Source organism: Intrasporangium sp. DVR (genome assembly GCF_040365325.1).
GTDB lineage: Bacteria > Actinomycetota > Actinomycetes > Actinomycetales > Dermatophilaceae > Intrasporangium.
In genome coordinates this window covers 30150-50695 of sequence record NZ_BAABZW010000019.1, presented here as the reverse complement: position 1 = coordinate 50695, position 20546 = coordinate 30150, and the positions used below count along the sequence as shown (strand labels likewise).

General features: G+C 69.7%; 18 protein-coding genes. 15 read left to right on the top strand and 3 right to left on the bottom strand.

Going from position 1 to position 20546, the window contains the following annotated elements; genetic code table 11:
* Positions 1-96: 96 nt before the first annotated feature.
* From murC to ABWV20_RS14215, 8 genes are all read left to right on the top strand, one after another.
* Positions 97-1443 (top strand): UDP-N-acetylmuramate--L-alanine ligase, encoded by a 1347-nt coding sequence (gene murC / locus ABWV20_RS14250; protein ID WP_353356163.1) that lies wholly within the window; start codon positions 97-99, stop codon positions 1441-1443.
* Positions 1440-2213, top strand: coding sequence for a cell division protein FtsQ/DivIB (locus ABWV20_RS14245; protein WP_353356161.1), 774 nt, complete (start codon positions 1440-1442; stop codon positions 2211-2213). The genes murC and ABWV20_RS14245 overlap by 4 nt, the downstream gene beginning before the upstream one ends.
* Before the next feature lie 370 nt (positions 2214-2583).
* Positions 2584-3918 (top strand): cell division protein FtsZ, encoded by a 1335-nt coding sequence (ftsZ, locus tag ABWV20_RS14240; RefSeq protein WP_353356159.1) that lies wholly within the window; start codon positions 2584-2586, stop codon positions 3916-3918.
* 120 nt (positions 3919-4038) lie between these two features.
* Complete coding sequence (gene pgeF / locus ABWV20_RS14235; protein WP_353356157.1) at positions 4039-4785, top strand: peptidoglycan editing factor PgeF; 747 nt, start codon at positions 4039-4041, stop codon at positions 4783-4785.
* Positions 4782-5507: a YggS family pyridoxal phosphate-dependent enzyme gene (locus ABWV20_RS14230; RefSeq protein WP_353356155.1), complete on the top strand. Its 726-nt coding sequence runs from the start codon at positions 4782-4784 to the stop codon at positions 5505-5507. The genes pgeF and ABWV20_RS14230 overlap by 4 nt, the downstream gene beginning before the upstream one ends.
* 38 nt (positions 5508-5545) lie before the next feature.
* Positions 5546-6028 (top strand): cell division protein SepF, encoded by a 483-nt coding sequence (locus ABWV20_RS14225; RefSeq protein ID WP_353356153.1) that lies wholly within the window; start codon positions 5546-5548, stop codon positions 6026-6028.
* Between the two features lie 99 nt (positions 6029-6127).
* A complete protein-coding gene (locus tag ABWV20_RS14220) occupies positions 6128-6412 on the top strand; it encodes a YggT family protein (RefSeq protein ID WP_353356151.1) in 285 nt (94 codons plus the stop codon).
* A 185-nt stretch (positions 6413-6597) separates the two neighbouring features.
* Positions 6598-7749 (top strand): DivIVA domain-containing protein, encoded by a 1152-nt coding sequence (locus tag ABWV20_RS14215; protein ID WP_353356149.1) that lies wholly within the window; start codon positions 6598-6600, stop codon positions 7747-7749.
* Between the two features lie 174 nt (positions 7750-7923).
* Here ABWV20_RS14215 and ABWV20_RS14210 read toward each other — a convergent pair whose 3' ends face one another.
* The gene (locus ABWV20_RS14210; RefSeq protein ID WP_353356147.1) at positions 7924-8571 is read right to left on the bottom strand and encodes a hypothetical protein; all 648 of its coding nucleotides are present in this window, start codon (positions 8569-8571) and stop codon (positions 7924-7926) included.
* Between the two features lie 22 nt (positions 8572-8593).
* Here ABWV20_RS14210 and ABWV20_RS14205 point away from each other — a divergent pair, with 22 nt between their 5' ends.
* The 7 genes from ABWV20_RS14205 to ABWV20_RS14175 all read left to right on the top strand — a co-directional run bounded on the left by ABWV20_RS14205 (position 8594) and on the right by ABWV20_RS14175 (position 19147).
* Complete coding sequence (locus ABWV20_RS14205) at positions 8594-9061, top strand: TraR/DksA family transcriptional regulator (protein ID WP_353356145.1); 468 nt, start codon at positions 8594-8596, stop codon at positions 9059-9061.
* Between the two features lie 167 nt (positions 9062-9228).
* Positions 9229-9798: a signal peptidase II gene (gene lspA, locus ABWV20_RS14200; RefSeq protein WP_353356143.1), complete on the top strand. Its 570-nt coding sequence runs from the start codon at positions 9229-9231 to the stop codon at positions 9796-9798.
* Positions 9791-10723 (top strand): RluA family pseudouridine synthase, encoded by a 933-nt coding sequence (locus tag ABWV20_RS14195; RefSeq protein ID WP_353356141.1) that lies wholly within the window; start codon positions 9791-9793, stop codon positions 10721-10723. Before lspA ends, ABWV20_RS14195 begins: the two co-directional genes overlap by 8 nt.
* A 149-nt stretch (positions 10724-10872) precedes the next feature.
* A complete protein-coding gene (dnaE, locus tag ABWV20_RS14190) occupies positions 10873-14466 on the top strand; it encodes a DNA polymerase III subunit alpha (protein WP_353356139.1) in 3594 nt (1197 codons plus the stop codon).
* A 34-nt stretch (positions 14467-14500) separates the two neighbouring features.
* Positions 14501-15604: a winged helix DNA-binding domain-containing protein gene (locus ABWV20_RS14185; RefSeq protein ID WP_353356137.1), complete on the top strand. Its 1104-nt coding sequence runs from the start codon at positions 14501-14503 to the stop codon at positions 15602-15604.
* Entirely contained in the window at positions 15605-16525 is a 921-nt protein-coding gene (locus ABWV20_RS14180) for a pseudouridine synthase (RefSeq protein ID WP_353356135.1), read from the top strand. It begins immediately after the preceding gene.
* A gap of 213 nt (positions 16526-16738) precedes the next feature.
* Positions 16739-19147, top strand: a complete 2409-nt coding sequence (locus ABWV20_RS14175; protein ID WP_353356133.1) for an ExeM/NucH family extracellular endonuclease — start codon at positions 16739-16741, stop codon at positions 19145-19147.
* A gap of 116 nt (positions 19148-19263) precedes the next feature.
* On the opposite strand, the gene ABWV20_RS14170 is transcribed toward ABWV20_RS14175, so the two are convergent.
* Positions 19264-19779, bottom strand: coding sequence for a gluconokinase (locus ABWV20_RS14170; protein ID WP_353356130.1), 516 nt, complete (start codon positions 19777-19779; stop codon positions 19264-19266).
* The gene (locus tag ABWV20_RS14165) at positions 19780-20301 is read right to left on the bottom strand and encodes a GntP family permease (RefSeq protein ID WP_353356728.1); all 522 of its coding nucleotides are present in this window, start codon (positions 20299-20301) and stop codon (positions 19780-19782) included. It lies immediately after the preceding gene.
* Between the last annotated feature and the right edge of the window lie 245 nt (positions 20302-20546).

Genomic DNA, 20546 nt, shown 5'->3' with positions numbered 1-20546 from the left:
CACCCCTTTGCGGCGGCGCGATTCGACTTCTTGTCACCAGTCCCACGTGCTGAGGACCTCGGCTCCGTGCATTTCCTCGCGATCGGCGGTGCTGGGATGTCCGGGGTCGCGCGGATCATGCTGGCGCGTGGCATCTCCGTCACCGGCAGCGACGCCAAGGACGTCCCCGTTCTCAAGGCACTGGCCAGTGAGGGCGCCACCGTCTGGGTCGGTTTCGACGAGAAGCACCAGGAGGGCGCAGGGACGATCGTGGTGTCATCGTCGATCCGCGACGACAACGTCGAGCTGCGCGCCGCGCGCCGCCGAGGTGCGCGAGTGCTCCACCGGGCCCAGGGCCTGGCGAGCCTGATGCACGGTCAGCGTCCCGTCGCTGTGGCCGGCGCGAACGGCAAGACCACGACGACATCCCTCCTGACGGTCGCACTGCAGGGATGCGGGCTCGACCCCTCCTTCGCCGTGGGCGGGGAGCTGGCCCGGCACGGCACCAACGCGCATCAGGGGACTGACGACGTCTTCGTCGTCGAGGCCGACGAGAGCGACGGCTCCTTCATCGTCTACCGCCCCGAGGTCGCCATCGTCACGAACGTCCAGCCGGACCACCTCGACTTCTACGGCGACTTCCCCGTCGTCCAGGCCGCGTACGACGCGTTCGTCCGGACGGTCCGAGCAGGAGGCCTGCTCGTCACCTGTGCGGATGACGCCGGGGCGAGAGCGCTCGCCGCATCCGCCGGCGCCGCGGGCACTCGAGTACTCACCTACGGCTTCAGCGCCGATGCCGACGTCGTCCTCCGTCACCACCGGCAGGACGGGCTGACCAGTGGCGCAACGCTGGTCGACGCAGGCGTGGAGCACACGCTGACGCTGGGCATCCCCGGGCGTCACAATGCCCTGAACGCCGCGGCCGCCTACGCAGCCGCCGTCCATGGCCTGGGCCAGGACCCGGGTCGGGTCCTGGCCGGGTTGGCGTCGTTCACCGGCACGCGCCGGCGCTTCGAGCCGAAGGGGGAGGCGTCCGGCGTCGTCGTGGTCGATGACTACGCCCACAATGCAGGCAAGGTGGCGGCGGTCGTCGAGACCGCGGCTCAGCTCGTCGAGCCACCTGGCCGGCTCATCGTCGTCTTCCAGCCCCACCTCTACAGCCGCACTCGCGACTTCGCGACGGAACTCGGGCGCGGTCTCGCCCCGGCCGACGTCGTCGTGGTCATGGACGTCTATGCAGCACGTGAGGATCCGGTGCCCGGCGTCTCCGGCCAGCTCGTCGCGGACTCGGTCGCAGCCGCCAGCCACCGGACGGAGGTCCACTACGTCCCATCCTGGGCCGAGGTGCCCGAGGTCGTCGTGCAGCTGGCGCGACGTGGTGACCTCGTCCTCACGGTCGGAGCCGGCGACGTCACCATGATCGGACCGGAGGTGCTGCGGCTCCTCGGAGGAGAGTCGGGATGAGACTCCTGACCCGAGCCCGAGCGGGCGAAGAGCCGGGCCGCGGGCTGCCTTCGGCCAGGGCGCGATTCGAGCGACGGGCGGCGCGCGCCCGCCGCCGACCGCTGCTCATCGCGCTGGTGCTCACTCTCGTCACCGCGGTCGTCGGCGGGGTCGTGTGGCTGGGCTACTTCAGCTCACTCCTGCTGGCGGAGCGCGTGGAGGTCAGAGGCGTCTCGACGTGGCAGGCGCGGGCGGTCCGTGACGTCGCCGCCGTCCCGTTGGGGGGGCCCGTCATGCGAGTCGACACGGCCGCCGCATCTGCCCGTCTGGAGCAGGACCGCCGCTGGGTCCACGTCTCCGTCTCGCGCAGCCTTCCGCACAGCGTCGTCATCGAGGTGACCCCCCGCGTCGCCGTCCTGGGGGTTCGTCTCCCGTCCGGAGCAGTGGACCTCTACGACCTCGAGGGCGTTGCCTTCCGGACCGTCGACACGGCACCCACGTCGCTGCCGGTGGTCTCCTCGACCGGCGGCAGCGCGAGCGAGGACGGGGTCAAGGCGGTCCTCCAGGCACTGGCCGTCCTCGACCCGGACCTGCGCCGGGCCGTGGACGATGTGACCATCTCGGGAGGAGATCGGGTCACCTTCACGGTGGCCGCGCCCGGTGGCGTTCGCACCGTGCGGTGGGGTGGGCCGGGTGACGCCGCCGTCAAGGCGAAGCTCGTCGCCCTCCTCGTGAAGCAGCCGGGCCAGACGATCGACGTGACTGTTCCGGAGGCGCCGGTGACCCGGTGACCCGGGGTTGCCCGGTCGGCCGCGACGCTCGGGCCGACCTGCGCTGACTGGCATGGTCCCGGTGTCTCGGGCCACGCCCGTCCGTCGACGGCTATGACAATCGACCTGGCGACACGCCGCGCCGTGGGTTGAACCGCCTCCTCCCACGGCATACCGTCGGGGCACGGGTTCGTGACCAAACCGTAACCTTGAGGTCGACGTTTAAGGTTGGCGGGCTGAAGGTTCGGGACGGCCGGCTCGGCACGGCGTCGGCGCCGCAGCGGCGGCCCACCGGCTCCACCACCCCAGACCAACACACACCCGCCAACCACAGAACTACCGCCCAGCACACCGCAGCACCCTGCAACACCATCCAGGAAGGCCCACTCTCGTGGCAGCAGCACCGCAGAACTACTTGGCCGTCATCAAGGTCGTCGGCATCGGCGGCGGTGGGGTCAATGCCATCAACCGCATGATCGAGGTCGGCCTCAAGGGTGTCGAGTTCATTGCGATCAACACCGACGCCCAGGCGCTGCTCATGAGCGATGCCGACGTGAAGCTCGACGTCGGGCGTGAGCTGACCCGGGGTCTCGGCGCAGGAGCCGATCCGGAGGTCGGCAAGAAGGCCGCAGAGGACCACGCCGAGGAGATCGAGGAGGTCATCAAGGGCGCCGACATGGTGTTCGTGACCGCCGGTGAGGGTGGCGGCACCGGCACCGGCGGTGCGCCCGTCGTGGCCCGGATCGCCCGCGGTCTCGGCGCGCTGACCATCGGAGTCGTCACGCGACCGTTCACCTTCGAGGGGCGTCGCCGGGCCAACCAGGCCGAGGCCGGGATCGGTTCGCTCCGCGAGGAGGTCGACACGCTGATCGTCATTCCCAATGACCGGCTCCTGTCGATCAGTGACCGCAACGTCTCGATGATGGATGCCTTCCGGTCCGCCGACCAGGTGCTCCTCTCCGGCGTCCAGGGCATCACTGATCTCATCACGACGCCAGGTCTCATCAACCTTGACTTCGCCGACGTCAAGTCGGTCATGCAGGGGGCGGGCTCGGCCCTGATGGGCATCGGGTCCGCGCGCGGTGAGGACCGAGCCGTGCAGGCGGCGGAGCTCGCCATCAGCTCGCCCCTGCTCGAGGCCTCCATCGACGGTGCCCACGGCGTGCTTCTCTCGGTTCAAGGTGGCAGCGACCTCGGGCTCTTCGAGATCAACGAGGCTGCCCGGCTCGTTCAGGAGGCTGCCCACCCCGAGGCCAACATCATCTTCGGCGCGGTCATCGACGACGCCCTCGGCGACGAGGTTCGCGTCACGGTCATCGCGGCGGGTTTCGATGGCGGCGGACCGACGAAGCGTCAGGACGACCGCGCGCTCGGCCAGGTCATGAGCCCGCGGACCGCGGCGGCGTCCACACACAACAACCATGCTCCGGCCACGGTCGTGTCTGCCCCACAGTCGCACCCCATCCCGGCGTCGGCGGAGGCTGCACCGCATGCGGGCCAGGTCCCCGTTCACGCCTCGGCTGGAGGGCACGCGCAGAGCACGGCTCAACCCCCGGGGCAGCAGGACCACCAGCCGGTCAACCACAGTGCTCCCCAGCACGCGACGTCGGGGCCGGCCCCCTCACAGCAGCTGCCGACCCAGCAGCCGCCTCGGTCCACGCAACCGCCGCGCCAGGTGACCTTCGAGGAGAGCGACGACCTCGACGTGCCCGACTTCCTCAAGTGACCTCGTGATGCGGGGCCCGGCGAGCACGCCGGGCCCCGCAGCGCAGGCGCGCCGGTGACGGCGAACCGACTGCGTCGGTGCCGACCCACTGAGCGCGGAACGCCGGGATAGGTTTGGTCGGTGTTCTACTGGCGATCGAGGATTCCCCCCATCGACGGCCGCTGGGTGGAGGCGGGGTTCACCAGCCGTGCGCCCGGTCGAGGCGCCGGCCCCTACGTCGGCCTCAACCTCGGCGGCCACGTCGGTGACGACGCCGAGCTCGTCCAGCAGAATCGCGAGCTCGTGGCGGCCTCGCTCGGTCTGCCTCCGGAGCGCCTCGTCTTCCTCAACCAGGTGCACGGTTCGGAGGTGGTCGAGGTCAGTGGTCCGTGGCAGCGCCCGGTGCCGGAGGCTGATGGGGTCGTCTCGACCGCGACCGAGCTCGGGCTCGCCGTCCTGGTTGCCGACTGCGTGCCCGTGCTGCTCCATGACGTCCAGCGCGGCGTTGTCGGGGCGGTGCACGCCGGTCGCCCGGGCCTGCTCCGAGGGGTGGTTCCCCGGGCTGTCGAGGCGATGCGAGCACTCGGCGCCGAGCGGGTGGCCGCCATCGTGGGCCCGTCGGTGTGCGGGCGCTGCTACGAGGTGCCGGCCGAGCTCGTGGAGCGCGCCCGGTCCGTGGCACCCAGCTCCGTGGCCACCTCATGGTCCGGGACCCCCGCGATCGACGTCGCTGCGGGAGTGGCCGAGCAGCTCACCCACCTGGACGTCATGGTCGAACGCGTGGGCGGCTGCACGCGCGAGGACGAGGACCTCTACTCATACCGGCGTCACCAGACCACCGGCCGGTTCGCCGGTGTCATCGTTCTCCACGGCCGGGGGGACCGGTGAGCACCCCACCGTTGTCGTCGCGCCGACGCGAGCTGGCGCACGGCCTGCAGCTCGTCCGTGAGCGCATCGATGCGGCCTGCGCGGAAGCCGGTCGGGACCCGGCCGGGGTCACGCTCGTGGTCGTCACGAAGCACTTCCCCCCCAGCGACGTCCTGCTGCTGCACGAGCTCGGGGTCCGCGCCATCGGGGAGAACAAGGACCAGGAAGCGGGCCCGAAGATCGCGTCGGTCCGCCAGGAGTTGCCCGCCGGATCGGAGCTGGAGCTCCACTTCGTCGGGCGCCTCCAGTCCAACAAGGCACGCCACGTCGCGGCCTACGCCGACGTGGTGCACTCCGTCGACCGCACGAAGCTCCTGACGGGACTCGCTGCCGGGGCGCTCGAGCGCGGTCGCCCCTTGTCGGTGCTGATCCAGGTCAGCCTCGACGGCGACACCTCTCGTGGAGGAGCGCTGCCTGATGACGTCCCGGGCCTGGCCTCCGTCGTCTCCGAGCACGCCGGCCTCGTCCTCAAGGGCGTCATGGCGGTGGCTCCCCTCGGTGCCGATCCAGACATCGCCTTCGCGGCCCTCGTGGAGCTCGCGCGCAGTCTCCGGGAGGGGCACCCCGGCGCGGACTGGGTGTCTGCCGGGATGAGCGGAGACCTCGAGGCCGCGATCCGGCATGGCGCGACACACCTGCGTGTCGGAACCGCAATCCTCGGATCACGCCCGCCCCTTCTGTAACGTCGAAGCCAACCGCATCCGAACGTTTGGGAGTTGGCATGGCAGGGGCACTGCGCAAGACGATGGTGTACCTGGGACTCAGCGAAGAGGACCCGCGTCACGATCGGTACGACGACTACGACGCCTACGACGAGCAGGAGCGTTTCGACGACGGCTCGGAGCACACGGCCGCCGTGACGCCACTGCCGACGAAGCGGCCGGTCGCCGCCGTCGTGCGCGACCCGGAGGTGCACTCCCTCAACCGGATCACGACGATCCACCCGCGGACGTACAACGAGGCGAAGAACATCGGCGAGTGGTTCCGAGACCAGGTGCCGGTCATCATGAACCTCAGCGACATGGACGATGCGGATGCCAAACGGCTCGTCGACTTCGCCGCCGGGCTGGTCTTCGGCCTGCACGGCACCATCGAGCGAGTGACCTCGAAGGTCTTCCTCCTGTCCCCGGCGCATGTCGAGATCTCGGCGGACGAGCCCGAGGCGACCTCGCCGGCCACCCGCGGCTTCTTCAACCAGAGCTGACCTGCCACTCACTCGACCACGCGTCAGGATCGGGCTCCGCTGCCACAGGTCGCGGGCCCGATTTCTGACGCTGCCACTTCATCAGGGACACTGGGCACCATGAACGTGATCTGGACCATCTATGGAGTGGTGGTCTTCACCTTCTTCATCGCACTCATTGCCCGTTTCGTGCTGGAGTGGGTCCAGGTCCTGTCGCGTTCGTGGCGGCCGAGCGGTCTTGTTCTCGTCCTCGCCGAGGCCGTCTACACCGTGACCGACCCGCCGCTCAAGGCGCTGCGCAAGGTGATCCCGTCGCCGACGCTCGGGGGTGTGCGACTCGACCTCAGCTTCCTGGTGCTGATGCTCCTGACCTCCTTCGCGCTCAACTTGCCCGCCTGGTTCTGAGCCATGGCGACGAGGACGAAGGGGGGCAACGCGACCCTCACGCTCCATGAACCGGCTGCTTCGGCACCGAGGGATGGGCGGGTGCAGCGGGTCCACATGTGTCAATGGCATCATGTGGCTTTGGGCTGTGACCTGTTCGTTAGATAAGTTGGGCCCTGACCATTACGTCTGTATCGAGGTGACACATGGCGCTTACGCCGGAGCAGGTGCTGAACAAGCATTTCCAAACCACGCAGTTCCGACGTGGTTATGAGGAGCGGGACGTCGACGACTTCCTCGACGAGATCGTGGCGGAGATGCGTTCGCTCATCGAGCAGCGTGACGACTACCTGAAGCAGCTCAACGACTGCCGCGCGAGCAAGAACCAGCCGGCGGTGCGCAGCGACGGTCCGACCCAGGCCATGCCTCCCGTGGCACGTCCGGGTGACGACGCCAAGCTCGGGGCGCTCACGGCGAAGATCCAGGACGCCGAGCGGGCCTTCAAGGCCGCGACGGACCGAGCCGCCAAGGCGAAGGCCGAGGCGGACGCCGCCGAGCGCGCGGCCCGGGAGCGCATCGAGCGCGCGAAGGCCGACGCGGACCGAGCGGAGGCAGCTGCCCGCGCAGCCGTCGACGAGAAGGCTCTCAACGACGCTCAGGCCAAGCTGAACTCGCTCAACACGCAGGTGGCTGACGCCGAGGCCAAGCTGACCAAGGCGCGCGAGCAGGCGCGGGTCGCCGAGGAGGCTGCGCGCGCCGCGGAGCAGAAGGCCACCATGGTGCGTGCCGAGCCCCAGAGCGCCCCGGCAAACACCGCGGGCGCGGACGCCGCCGGCGTCATTGCGCTGGCGCAGCGGCTGCACGACGAGCACGTCGCGGCCGGCGAGGCTCGACGCAACCAGCTCATCGGCGAGGCGGAGGCCCGTCACCGGGAGCTGCTCACCACGGGACAGAGCAAGTACGACGAGCTGCTCTCCACCGGTCAGGCCAAGCATGAAGAGGCCGCCCGGAAGGCTGCCGAGATGACCGCAACCGCGACCGCCCAGCGAGACCGGCTGCTCGCGGAGGCAACGGCCCAGCGCGACCAGATGCTGGCCGAGGCCACCGCCAAGCGGGATGAGCTGCTCACCGAGGCACGTGAACGGTCCACCGGCATGGTCGCGGAGGCGCAGCAGAAGAAGGCTGCGGTTCTCGAGGACCTCGAGCGCCAGAAGAGCCTGCTCGATCGCAAGATCGAGGAGCTGCGCGGCTTCGAGCGGAACTACCGCACCAATCTCAAGTCCTACATCGAGGGTCAGCTCCACGACCTCGATGGCAGCGTCCAGGACGCGGCCAGGAGCGGCAGCGCCCAGGGCTGACCAGCCGCAGCGCCACACCAGCACCTCGACACACCAACGGCCGCCCGGTTGATCCGGGCGGCCGTCGGTGTGTCCCCGGCGGCACTCACCGTCTCAGGAGACGAACCAAGCCGCCCGGTTCGGCGTTTCACGTTTGTCTGCAGGCGCTGAGACGCCTATTGTCGGCGGCACTTGTCAAGGTGGACGGGCCCCAGCGACGGAGGACCACATGGCAGCACCGAAGACGCCCTCGGCACGGACCCGGGCGGCCAAGGCTCCCACGACGAAAGCAGCCGCAGCCCCCAAGAGCGCGGCGGCGACGGCGACACGCACCAAGCCGTCGGCTGCTCGGGCGGCGGCGACCGCGGCGACCGCGGCGACACGGAAGTCGAGTGCAGCGGCGACCGCCAAGCGCACCCCGACGACAGCGGCGAAGAAGACCACGGCGACCAAGACGGCGCCCAAGAAGACGGCTGCCACGAAGACGGCGGCCAAGAAGACGGCTGCGGGTACGAAGAAGCCGCCAACCCAGAAGCCAGCCGCGCAGAAGACAGCCGCGAGGAAGACTGGCGCGGCCCGGGGCGCGGGCAAGACCACCTCGTCGAGGAACGTGGTCGCCAGGACGACCGCTCCCAGGACCGCTGCAAAGACCGTGGCTGCCCCAGCCACGAAGAAGTCCCCAGCGACGAAGAAGTCCCCAGCCACGAAGAAGGCCGCGGCCACGAAGGCCCCCGCCACGAACAAGGCCCCCGCGACGAAGACGGCCCCGACCACGAAGAAGGCCCCGGCTGCGAAGTCCTCGGCGAGGGCGGGCTCGGCCAGAGCCACTACCGGCACGTCCACATCAACCAGGAAAGCAGCATCCGTGAAGAGCACCACCAGCGCCGAGGCGACGTCCGCGGCGAAGACCACCACCGCTACGCGCGCACGCAAGCTGGCCGAACGGCTTCGCGTCAAGGACGACGAGAGCCCCTGGAGCGAGGCCGAGATCAAGGAGGTTCGCGGCATCCTGGAGGAGGAGATCGAGGTCCATCGGCAGGAGCTGGAGGTCGCCGAACGCGAGCTCGACGATCTGCTGCGGGCCTCGAGTGACGGCGCCGGCGACGACCAGGCCGACGCAGGCGCAAAGACCGCCGAGCGGGTCCATGAGATCGCCTTGGCGGCCAACGCTCGCGCTGGACTGGCCCAGGCCGAGCATGCTCTCGAGCAGCTCGAGGCGGGGACCTATGGGATCTGCGAGAACTGCGGCAGCCCGATCGGCAAACTTCGACTTCAGGCCCGTCCTCGTGCGACCCTGTGCATGACATGCCAGGAGAAGCAGGACCGCCACTGACCCCCAGCGAGACACCATCGACGCCCCGAGCGGGCGTCGATGCCGTGTCCGAGCCACCCCATCCCGTCGGTCGGACCCGACCGGAGCCTGCCGGCGTGCCGGCGGTTCCGGCTCGCGGACCGTCGGGGCCGGATCCGGACGACCGACGAGGACCACCCGCAGCACCCATGGACGACGCCGACCGCCGTGACCATCCGCCTGGGGCGCGCCGCAGGCGGTTGTTCGCTCTCCTCGTCGTCGTTGCCGTGCTGGCGTACGCGAGCGACCAGCTGACCAAGCTGGTCGCACTCGAGCTGCTCGCCGACGGGCAACCGCGGCCTTTCATCGGCGAGCTCATCCAGCTCCGGTTGATCGGCAACCCGGGCGCGGCGTTGTCGCTGGGGGCGGGCAACACCTGGGTCATGACGCTCATCGCCGTGGTGGTGCTCATCGCCATCGTCTACGTCGCCAAGGACCTCGGCTCCAGGGCGTGGGCGCTGGCTCTCGGCCTCCTCCTGGGGAGCGCCCTGGGCAACTTGACCGACCGGTTCGCCCGACCGCCGGGCGGTGGCGAGGGCCACGTCGTCGACTTCATCGACTACAACGGCTGGTTCATCGGGAACGTGGCTGACATCTGGATCGTGGGCGCCGCAGCCCTCATCGTCGTCCTGGCCCTGCTCGGGATCGGGGTCGATGGCCGCCGCGACAAGAAGCAGCAGGCCTCGACCGAGAAGTCAGGGGGGCAGCCGGATGGCTGAGCTGCGCACCGTCCTCGTTCCCGACGGCCTGGCCGGAGAGCGGGTCGATGCCGGGGTGGCGCGACTCTTCGGTCTCTCCCGCACCAAGGCGGCAGGCCTCGCCGGGGCGGGGCTCGTCGTCGTCGACGGCAAGGCGGTGGCGAAGTCCGATCGACTCGCGCCCGGGACCATGCTCGAGGTGTCGTTGCCGGCGCCGGACGAGGGGCCGAGCGTCACGGTGGTGGCAGAGCCGGTGCCCGGGATGCGGATCATCCACGACGACGACGACATCATCGTCGTCGACAAGCCTGTCGGGGTGGCAGCGCATCCGAGTGTCGGCTGGGTCGGCCCGGACGTCGTCGGCGGGCTCGCTGCCGCCGGCTTCCGGGTCTCCACCTCCGGGGCGCCGGAGCGCCAGGGGATCGTCAGCCGCCTCGACGTCGGGACCAGTGGCCTGATGGTCGTCGCCAAGAGCGAGTACGCCTACTCGAGGCTGAAGCAGGCCTTCCGGACGCGGGCGGTCGACAAGAACTACCACGCGCTCGTCCAGGGCCTCCCGGACCCGCTCGTCGGGACGATCGACGCCCCGATCGGTCGGCACCCCGGGCATGACTACAAGTTCGCCGTGATGCGCAGCGGCAAGCCATCGGTGACGCACTACGAGGTGCGTGAGGCCTTCCGCCACGCCAGCCTGCTCGACATCCATCTCGAGACGGGTCGGACGCACCAGATCCGGGTTCACATGGCGGCCATCAAGCATCCGTGCTGTGGTGACCCGCTCTATGGCGCCGACCCGACGCTGGCCAAGAAGCTCGGTCTGGACCGACAGTGGCTGCACGCCGTGGGCCTCGGCTTCGAGCATCCAGGCACCGGCAAGTACGTCCACTTCGAGAGCGAGTACCCAGCCGATCTCCAGCACGCGCTCGACGTCGTCGCGACCCTCTGACCGGGGTGACCTTCCACGTGAAGGTGAACCTTTCGAGCGAGACGATCCCGTATGCCGCTGGGCCGGGTCCCGACCGTCGGTGACATCTGGCGCGACACCCGTTGCGACACGCCGAGGGGTGTCGTCGGCGAGGCCTAGACTCGACCCCGATGTCGACCCAATCCGCTCCGAGACCAGACCAGAACTTCGTGCACCTGCACGTGCACACGGAGTACTCGATGCTCGACGGGGCGGCCCGGATCGGCGACCTCTTCTCGGAGGCGGCGCGGATGGGCATGCCGGCCCTCGCGACGACCGATCACGGGTACGTCTTCGGCGCCTACGAGTTCTGGAAGAAGTCCAGAGGCACGGGGGTCAAGCCGATCATCGGCGTCGAGGCCTACCTCACCCCCGGCACGCACCGGAGCGACCGGACCAAGGTCAGCTGGGGTGACGGGGGCCGCGACGACATCTCGGGTGGTGGCGCCTACACCCACATGACGATGCTCGCCGAGAACAACGAGGGCATGCACAACCTGTTCCGGATGACCTCGATCGCCTCGCTCGACCAGGTGTACACGAAGTGGCCGCGCATCGACCGCGAGCTCCTGTCCACCTACGGCAAGGGCCTGATCGTCACCACCGGCTGCCCCTCGAGCGAGATCCAGACCAAGCTGCGCTTCGGGAAGTACGACGAGGCGAGGGAGGTCGCCGGCGAGCTGCGTGACCTCTTCGGCGCCGACAACGTCTATGTCGAGCTGATGGACCACGGCCTCGAGATCGAGCGGCGGGTCCAGAAGGACCTGATCAAGCTGGCCCGGGACCTCAAGCTGCCGTTGGTCGCCACCAACGACCTGCACTACACCAAGGCCGAGGACGCGAAGGCCCACGCGGCGCTGCTCTGCGTCCAGTCGGGCTCGACCATGATGGACCCCAACCGGTTCAAGTTCGACGCGGAGGACTTCTACCTCAAGTCGGCTCAGGAGATGCGCCACGTCTGGCGCGAGCTGCCCGAGGCGTGCGACAACACGCTGCTCATCGCCGAGCGCTGCGAGGTGTCGTTCACCGAGGGCGAGGGCCGCTACATGCCGCGCTTCCCCTGTCCGGAGGGCGAGGACGAGACCTCCTGGTTCATCAAGGAGGTCGAGTCCGGTCTGCAGCGTCGCTTCCCCGATGGCGTCCCCGACTACGCCCGCACGCAGGCGGCCTTCGAGGAGGACGTCATCGTCTCCAAGGGGTACGCCGGTTACTTCCTGGTGGTCGCCGACTTCATCAACTGGGCCAAGCGCAACGGCATCCGCGTGGGTCCCGGCCGCGGGTCCGGGGCCGGGTCGATGTGTGCCTACGCCATGGGCATCACCGACCTCGACCCGATCCCGCACGGCCTGATCTTCGAGCGGTTCCTCAACCCTGAGCGCATGTCGATGCCGGACTTCGACGTCGACTTCGACGAGCGCCGGCGCGGTGAGGTGATCAAGTACGTCACGGAGAAGTACGGCGAGGAGCGCGTCGCGCAGATCGTCACCTACGGCACCATCAAGGCCAAGCAGGCCGTCAAGGACGCCGCCCGCGTCATGGGGCACCCCTTCAGCGTCGGCGAGCAGCTGACCAAGGCGATGCCGCCGGACGTGATGGGCAAGGGCGTGCCCCTCGCCGAGATCTACAACCCGGAGCACAAGCGCTACAACGAGGGCGCCGAGTTCCGGGCCCTCGTGCAGACCGAGCGCCACTTCGAGGAGGTCGTCGACACGGCCAAGGGACTCGAGGGCCTGAAGCGGCAGTGGGGCGTCCACGCCGCCGGCGTCATCATGTCGAGCGAGCCGCTGATCGACGTCATCCCGATCATGAAGCGCCTGCAGGACGGGCAGGTCATCACGCAGTTCGACTACCCGAGCTGCGAGTCGCTCGGGCTGGTCAAGATGGACTTCCTCGGGCTCCGCAACCTGACGATCCTCGACGACGCGATCGCCAACATCAAGGCCAACCGCGACGAGGACATCGACCTCGACGCCCTCTCGAAGGACATGTCCGACCCGGCGACCTACGCGCTGCTCGGCCGCGGGGACACGCTGGGCGTCTTCCAGCTCGACGGCAGCGGCATGCGGGCCCTGCTGCGCCTCATGCAGCCGGACAACTTCGAGGACATCTCGGCGGCCCTGGCGCTCTACCGACCCGGACCGATGGGCGTCAACGCCCACACGAACTTCGCGCTGCGCAAGAACGGCAAGCAGGCCCTGACGCCGCTCGACCCGAAGCTGGAGGGCAAGCTGCAGCCCGAGATGATCGCTGCCCTCGAGCCGATCCTCGGCACGACCTACGGCCTGGTGATCTACCAGGAGCAGGTCATGGAGATCGCGCAGAAGCTCGCCGGCTACACCCTCGGCAACGCCGACCTGCTCCGGCGGGCCATGGGCAAGAAGAAGAAGGAGGTGCTCGACGCCGAGTACGTCCCCTTCTCGGACGGGATGAAGCAGAAGGGCTTCAACGAGGCGTCCGTCAAGGCGCTCTGGGAGGTCCTCGTCCCGTTCTCGGACTATGCCTTCAACAAGGCGCACACGGCGGCCTACGGGCTGGTCTCCTACTGGACCGGCTACCTCAAGGCCAACTACCCGGCCGAGTACATGGCCGCCCTGCTGACGAGCGTCCGCGACGACAAGGACAAGTCCGCGCTCTACCTCAACGAGTGCCGGCACATGGGCATCAAGGTGCTGCCGCCCGACGTCAACGAGTCGGTGGCCAACTTCGCGGCCGTCGGCACCGACATCCGTTTCGGGCTCGCCGCCGTCCGCAACGTCGGGCTGCCCGTGGTCGAGGCGGTCACCAAGGCCCGCGAGGAGAAGGGCGCCTTCGCCTCCTTCAAGGACTTCCTGTCCAAGGTGCCCGCCGTCGTGTGCAACAAGCGGACGATCGAGTCGCTGATCAAGAGCGGTGCGTTCGACTCGCTGGGGGAGAGCCGCCGCGGCATGGTCGAGGTCCACGAGCGCTACATCGACGCGCTCATCGAGGTCAAGAAGCAGGAGGCCATCGGTCAGGACAGCCTCTTCGCCGCCTTCGGCACGGACGACCAGCCCGCGGGGTCCGGGGGAGCCGGGGCCTTCGACGGGCTGCCGGCCGTCCCCCACCTCGAGTGGGACAAGGCGACGCTGCTCTCGTTCGAGCGCGAGATGCTCGGGCTCTACGTGTCCGACCACCCGCTCTTCGGCATCGAGCACATCCTCCAGTCCCACGCCGACACGTCGATCGCCTCGCTCACGGGCGACGACCCGAAGCCGGACGGCACCCCGGTCACCGTCGCGGGGCTCATCACCAGCCTCCAGCTCAAGCGCACGAAGAAGGGCGACCTCTGGGCCATCGCGACGGTGGAGGACCTCGATGGGGCGATCGAGTGCCTGTTCTTCCCGTCTGCCTACCTGACCTACTCCACGATGCTGGCGCAGGACACCGTGTGCGCGGTGAAGGGGCGGATCAGCGCGCGGGACGACTCGATCTCGATCTTCGCCCAGGAGCTGACGATTCCCGACATCAAGGAGGGGCCGCGCGGGCCGGTCGTCCTCACCCTCCCGCTGGGGCAGGTGACCGCGGCGCGGGCTGAGCGGCTCAGGGAGATCCTCCGGGAGCACCCGGGCGCGACGGAGGTGCAGGTCAAGCTGACCCAGCCCGGTCGTTCGGTGCTCATGACGCTCGACGACTCCCTTCGCGTCACCGCGACGTCCGCGCTGTTCGGTGACCTCAAGGCACAGTTCGGGGCGGCGGTCCTGGGGTGAGGAGTGGCCGTATGCCGCTGGGCTCGGTGGCGTTGTGAAGCTGGCGGACCGGCGACGGTTGCGTCGCGCCCGGATGGCCGCGCTGGGCCTCGCGCCTGCTCTCGGCACCGCGGCGGCACCGGTGACGGCGCTCTCGGTCGCCCGCGAGCTCGGTGCTCTCCAGGCGCAGGACTATGCCAGTGGCGTGTGGTCGCTCGGGGTCCGCTCCGGGCTGACCCGGGAGCAGGTGGAGCAGGCGGTCCGCGACCGGGAGGTGGTCCGGACCTGGCCGATGCGCGGCACCATCCACTTCGTCCCCGCGGAGGACGCGCGGTGGATGAGCCGCCTGCTCGCTGGGCGGGTGCTCGACTCCCTCCAAGCGCGTTATCGGCAGCTCTCGATCACCCCGGACGAGATCGACTGCGCTGCGGCCGTCTTCGCGGAGCACCTGCGTGAGCCGGTGCGCCGGCCTGACGTCATCGAGCTCCTGGAGGCGGCTGGCATCGACCCGACGGGACAGCGGGCCTACCACCTGGTCGGACACCACTGCATGACGGGACTGCTCTGCCAGGGACCGATGATCGGCAGGCAGCCGAGCTTCGTCCTCATCGACACGTGGGTGCCGACCTCGCGGCAGCCGTCCCGGGACGAGGCGATGGCGACGGTCGCCGAGCGCTACGTCCGCAGCCACGGGCCGGTCACGGAGAAGGACCTCGCCGGGTGGGTCGCGGGCACCCTGGGCTTCGCGCGCGAGGCGCTGTCGCTGCTCGGGGACCGGGTGGTTCGGCAGGAGGCCGATGGCCAGACCTGGCTGACCCACGCCGAAGCCAGGGTGGGCCCGGCCGGACCCGCCGGGGTGCACCTGCTGCCGCAGTGGGACGAGTTCCTCCTCGGCTACAAGTCGCGTGACGTGACGCTCCCCGAGGAGCACGTGGCGACCGTCATCCCCGGACGCAACATGGCCTTCCAGCCGACGCTGGTCATCGACGGCGAGGTCGCCGGCACGTGGAAGCGACAGGAACGCAAGGGCACGGTGCACCTCGAGGTGGCGCCGTTCCGCCCGCTCACCGGCACAGCCCACCGTGGGCTGGAAGCGAGCTCAGCGGCATACGGCGCCTTCCTCGGATGCGACGTGGACCTGCGCGTCAGGGAGGCCTGAGTGGCGCGCGGCGGCATCCCCCCGTCCCCGCTGACGGCGCGGCACGGGGTCGACGCCCAGCGCATCCGGATGCCGCAGGAAGGGCCGTGGGAGACCCTGCGCGACCACCTCGTCGAGAGGCTCCGGGGGATCACCGCCGCGGAGGTCGACCGCAAGCTCGTGGCCGGAGAGTTCGTCGACGCGGCGGGCAGGCCGCTGCCCGTGGACGCGCCGTTCGTGCCCCGCTCGGTCTGCTGGACGCATCGCGACCTGCCCGACGAGGTCGAGGTGCCGTTCGAGATCGACGTGCTGCACCGGGACGAGCGTCTCGTCGTGATCGACAAGCCGCACTTCCTGGCCACGATGCCGCGCGGGCGGCACGTCGTCCAGTCGGCGCTCGCCCGCACCCGAGTCCTCACCGGCCTCGACCGGCTCACCCCGGCGCACCGGCTCGACCGGCCGACGGCCGGCGTGCTCATGTTCACGACGGAGCCGCGGTGGCGGGGCGCCTACCAGACGGTCTTCGCGGAGGGCAGGGTCCACAAGGAGTACCTCGCCGTGGCGGCCGTGCGCGACGATCTGGAGCTGCCGCTGGTGCGGCGAACCCACGTCCTCAAGGAGCACGGCGCCCACCAGGCCCGCGAGGTGACAGGACGGGAGCCGAACGCCGAGACCCTGGTCGAGCTCACCGCCCGGCGGGGCGAGCTCGGTCTCTACCGGCTGAGGCCCCGCACCGGCCGGACGCATCAGCTCCGCTGCCAGCTGTGGGGACTGGGGATCCCCATCGTCGGCGACCCGCTCTACCCGGTGGAGCACGACGTGCCGCCGGACGACTTCTCCGAGCCGCTCCAGCTGCTCTCTGCGGTGCTGGAGTTCGATGACCCGGTGGACGGGACGAGGCGTCGGTTCGAGACGAGCCGGACGCTCGCGGCCTGGACCTGAGCCGGCGCGACCTTCCTCCGCAGGACACCTCCAGCGCCACCGAAGTTTCCCCACCCTTCCCCTCGCTCGTGTGGGATCGCGGGACTAAGGTCGCAGCCATCCGGGCAGGACCCTGCCCGTCGAGAGGGGACAGACATGCACGTGTCAGGTCATCTCCGACGCCGAGTCGCCGCCGCGTGTGCGGTCGGTCTCGGAGTCGGACTGGTGCCGTTCGTGGCCGCGCCGAACGCGCAGGCCGCAGCACCCACCGAGCTGTTCATCAGCGAGTACATCGAGGGCTCCAGCAACAACAAGGCGCTGGAGATCTACAACGGCACCGGCGCGCCGATCAACCTCGCAACGGGTGGCTACACCGTCCAGATGTTCTTCAACGGCTCCACCACCCCGGGATTGACCATCACCCTCACGGGAACGGTGGCCGCCGGGGACGTCTTCGTTCTTGCCCACGCGTCTGCGGACCCGGCGATTCTCGCCCAGGCGGACCAGACGAACGGAGCCGGTTGGTACAACGGCGACGACGCCCTGGTCCTGCGCAGGGGCACGGCCGTCATCGACAGCGTCGGCCAGACCGGGTTCGACCCCGGCTCCGAGTGGGGCAGCGGCCTCACGTCGACCGCCGACAACACGCTGCGCCGCAAGGAGGCGGTCAACGCCGGCGACACGAACCCGGCCGACGTGTTCGACCCGTCGCTGGAATGGGACGGCTTCGCGGCAAACACCTCTGACGGCCTCGGTGCCCACCCTGGGCTCCCGGTGCCCCCGCCGCCGACCTCTTCGACGTGCGGTGACCCCTTCACGGCCATTCCCGCGATTCAGGGCAGCGGCGCGACTGCAGCCGTGACGGGGACCGTGGCCACGGAGGGCGTTGTCGTCTCGGACGACGAAGGCCCGATCCCGGCACTGCGCGGCTTCTACCTCCAGGACCCGGCCGGCGACGGCGACGAGGCAACCTCGGACGGCATCTTCGTCTTCAACGGCCCGGACAACGACGTCGCGCTCGGTGACCGGGTCCGCGTCGTCGGCAACGCGGGCGAGTTCCAGGGCCAGACCCAGATCAGCGACACGACGACGGTCGCCATCTGCGCCACCGATGCCACGGTCGCCCCGACGGAGATCAGCTTCCCCGTCGAGAGCCCGACCTTCCTCGAACGGTACGAAGGGATGCTCGTGTCGGTCCCCGAGACCATGACCGTCACTGAGCACTTCCAGCTCGGCCGCTTCGGTCAGGTCGTCGTCTCGTCCGAGGGCCGTCTCGACCAGCCGACCAACGTCGTGGAGCCCGGCGCCGAGGCGCTCGTTCTGCAGGCGGCGAACAACAACCGTCGGCTCATCATCGACGACTCGCTGCAGTCGCAGAACCCGGACCCGATCGTCTGGGGGCGCGACGGCAAGCCGCTGACCGCCGAGAACACCCTCCGGGGCGGTGACACCGTCACCGGGGCCGTCGGCGTCCTGGCGTACACGTGGGCCGGCAACTCGGCGAGCCCCAACGCGTACCGGCTTCGTCCGCTCAACGCGCTCGGCGGCTGGGCACAGTTCGAGTCGGTCAACGAACGCCCGGTCTCGGCTCCTGAGGTGGGTGGCCGGATCCAGGTCGCCGGGATGAACGTGCTGAACTACTTCAACACGTTCGACGGTCTGCCCGACCGGGTCGACAACTGCACCGGCGGCGTCGGCGGGGCGCCGATGGACTGCCGGGGTGCCGACGACGCCGGCGAGTTCGAGCGCCAGGCCGCCAAGACGGTCAAGGCGATCCTCGGCATGGACGCCGCGGTCGTCGGGGTGATCGAGATCGAGAACGACGGCTACGGGCCGGACAGTGCGCTCGCCGACCTGGTCAACCGCCTCAACGCCGAAGCCGGGCCCGGCACGTGGGCCTACGTCGACGTCGACGAGCGGACGGGCCAGCTCAATGCCCTCGGCACTGACGCGATCAAGGTCGGCGCGCTCTACCAGCGTGACCTGGTGGTGCCCATGGGTGACACCGCGGTCCTCAACACCACGGCGTTCGTCAACGGTGGTGACACGGCGGAGCGCAACCGTCCTGCCCTGGCCCAGGCCTTCGTCGAGAAGAGCACCGGCGGCAGCTTCGTCGCGGTGGTCAACCACCTCAAGTCCAAGGGCAGCGCGTGTGATGCACCGGCCGCGAACGACGGCCAGGGCAACTGCAACGACGTCCGCGTCGCGGCGGCAGGTCTGCTGACCGACTGGCTGGCCTCCGACCCGACGGGCACGAGCGAGAAGGACGTCCTCATCCTCGGTGACCTGAACTCCTATGCGATGGAGGACCCGGTCGCCGTCCTCGAGGAGGCGGGCTACACCGACCTCATCCGACGCTCGGCGGACGGCGGGCACCACCCGTACTCGTACGTCTTCGACGGACAGTGGGGCTACCTCGACCATGCGCTGGGCACCGCCAGCATGGCCACGCAGGTCACCGGTGTCGCCGAGTGGCACGTCAACGCGGACGAGCCGTCGGTGCTGGACTACAACACCAACTTCAAGTCCGCGGCGCAGGTCGCCGACCTCTACGCGCCGGACCAGTTCCGCAACTCGGACCACGACCCGGTCATCGTCGGGCTCGACCTGACCCCTGGGCAGAAGGGCAAGGGTCGGCGCTGACCCGCGGACACCGACCGATGTACGGCTGGGCCCCGGGACCGAATCGGTCCCGGGGCCCATTCGTGCCGGCGGCCCGGTCAGGTCGGCGGCCCGGTCAGGTCGGCGGCGTAGGACGTTCAGGCCGTCCCAGCCGCCTCGAGCATCGCCATGACGGTGGAGACGACCTGGTCCGGCGGCGCCTCGACGGATACGACGACCCCTGCCTCGTCGTCCTCGAGGGGCTCCAGGGTGTCGAACTGCGACTGGAGCAGCGAGGGTGGCATGAAGTGCTCTCGCCGCTGCATCCGCTCGAGGAGCGTCTCGTACCGCGCGTCGAGGAGGACGAAGAAGAGCTGGGGGTAGCCCTCGCGCAGCCAGTCACGGTAGCGGCGCCGGAGTGCAGAGCAGGCCATCACCGACTGCTGCCCGGCGGCCTCGAGCCGGGCGACCTCGGCGGCGAGGGCGGCGAGCCACGGCCGTCGGTCGTCGTCGTCGAGCGGGACGCCGGAGCTCATCTTGGCGATGTTATCCGGTGGGTGGAAGTCGTCACCCTCGATGAAGACGCGACCCAGCTCGGAGGCGAGCCACGTCCCGGTCGTCGTCTTGCCGTTCCCGGACACGCCCATGAGCACGACGTGACGCGGCAGCTCCACCTAGACCACCAGCCAGAGCAGGGCGGCCAGCGCGAAGATGGCCAGGCCCAGCGTCGTCTCCATGACCGTCCACGTCTTGAGCGTGGTCTTCTCGTCCATCCCGAAGAACCGACTGACCAGCCAGAACCCGGAGTCGTTGACGTGCGACAGCACCGTCGCACCGGCAGCCGTGGCGAAGACGAGCAGCGCGATCTGCACATCGGTCAGCCCCTCGGCCGCCACCTGGGCGGAGATCAGCCCGGCCGTGGTCGTCAGGGCCACCGTCGCCGAGCCCTGCGCGACGCGCAGCGCTGTGGCGATGAGGAACGCCTGGACGATGAGCGAGAGCCCCAGGTCGGAGAGGGACTCGGTGAGCGCCTGGCCGATGCCGGAGGCGCGGAGGACACCACCGAACATGCCACCTGCGCCGGTGATGAGCACGACCGCCGCGATCGGGCCCAGCGCCTCATCGAGGATCCGGCTCCCCTCGGAGATGCCGAACCTGCCTCGCGAGAGCACGAGCAGCGCGACCACCACCGTGATGAGCAGAGCGATGGGGGTCTGACCGATGAGCTTGAGGACGTTCGCCCACGTCGCGTCCTCCAGAATGCCGGTGTCGCGCTCGTCGTCGTGCTCCTCGGGGGAGCCGCCTCGTCGACCGGTGCCGCGCCGCCGGTGACTGCTGGGCCGTCGAGCTCGGCCGGCTCCACCCGGGCGTCCGGCGCAAGAGGTCCGACGGGACCCTTCGCGCCGCCGTTCAGCTCGCCGAAGAGCAGGGTCGGGATCTC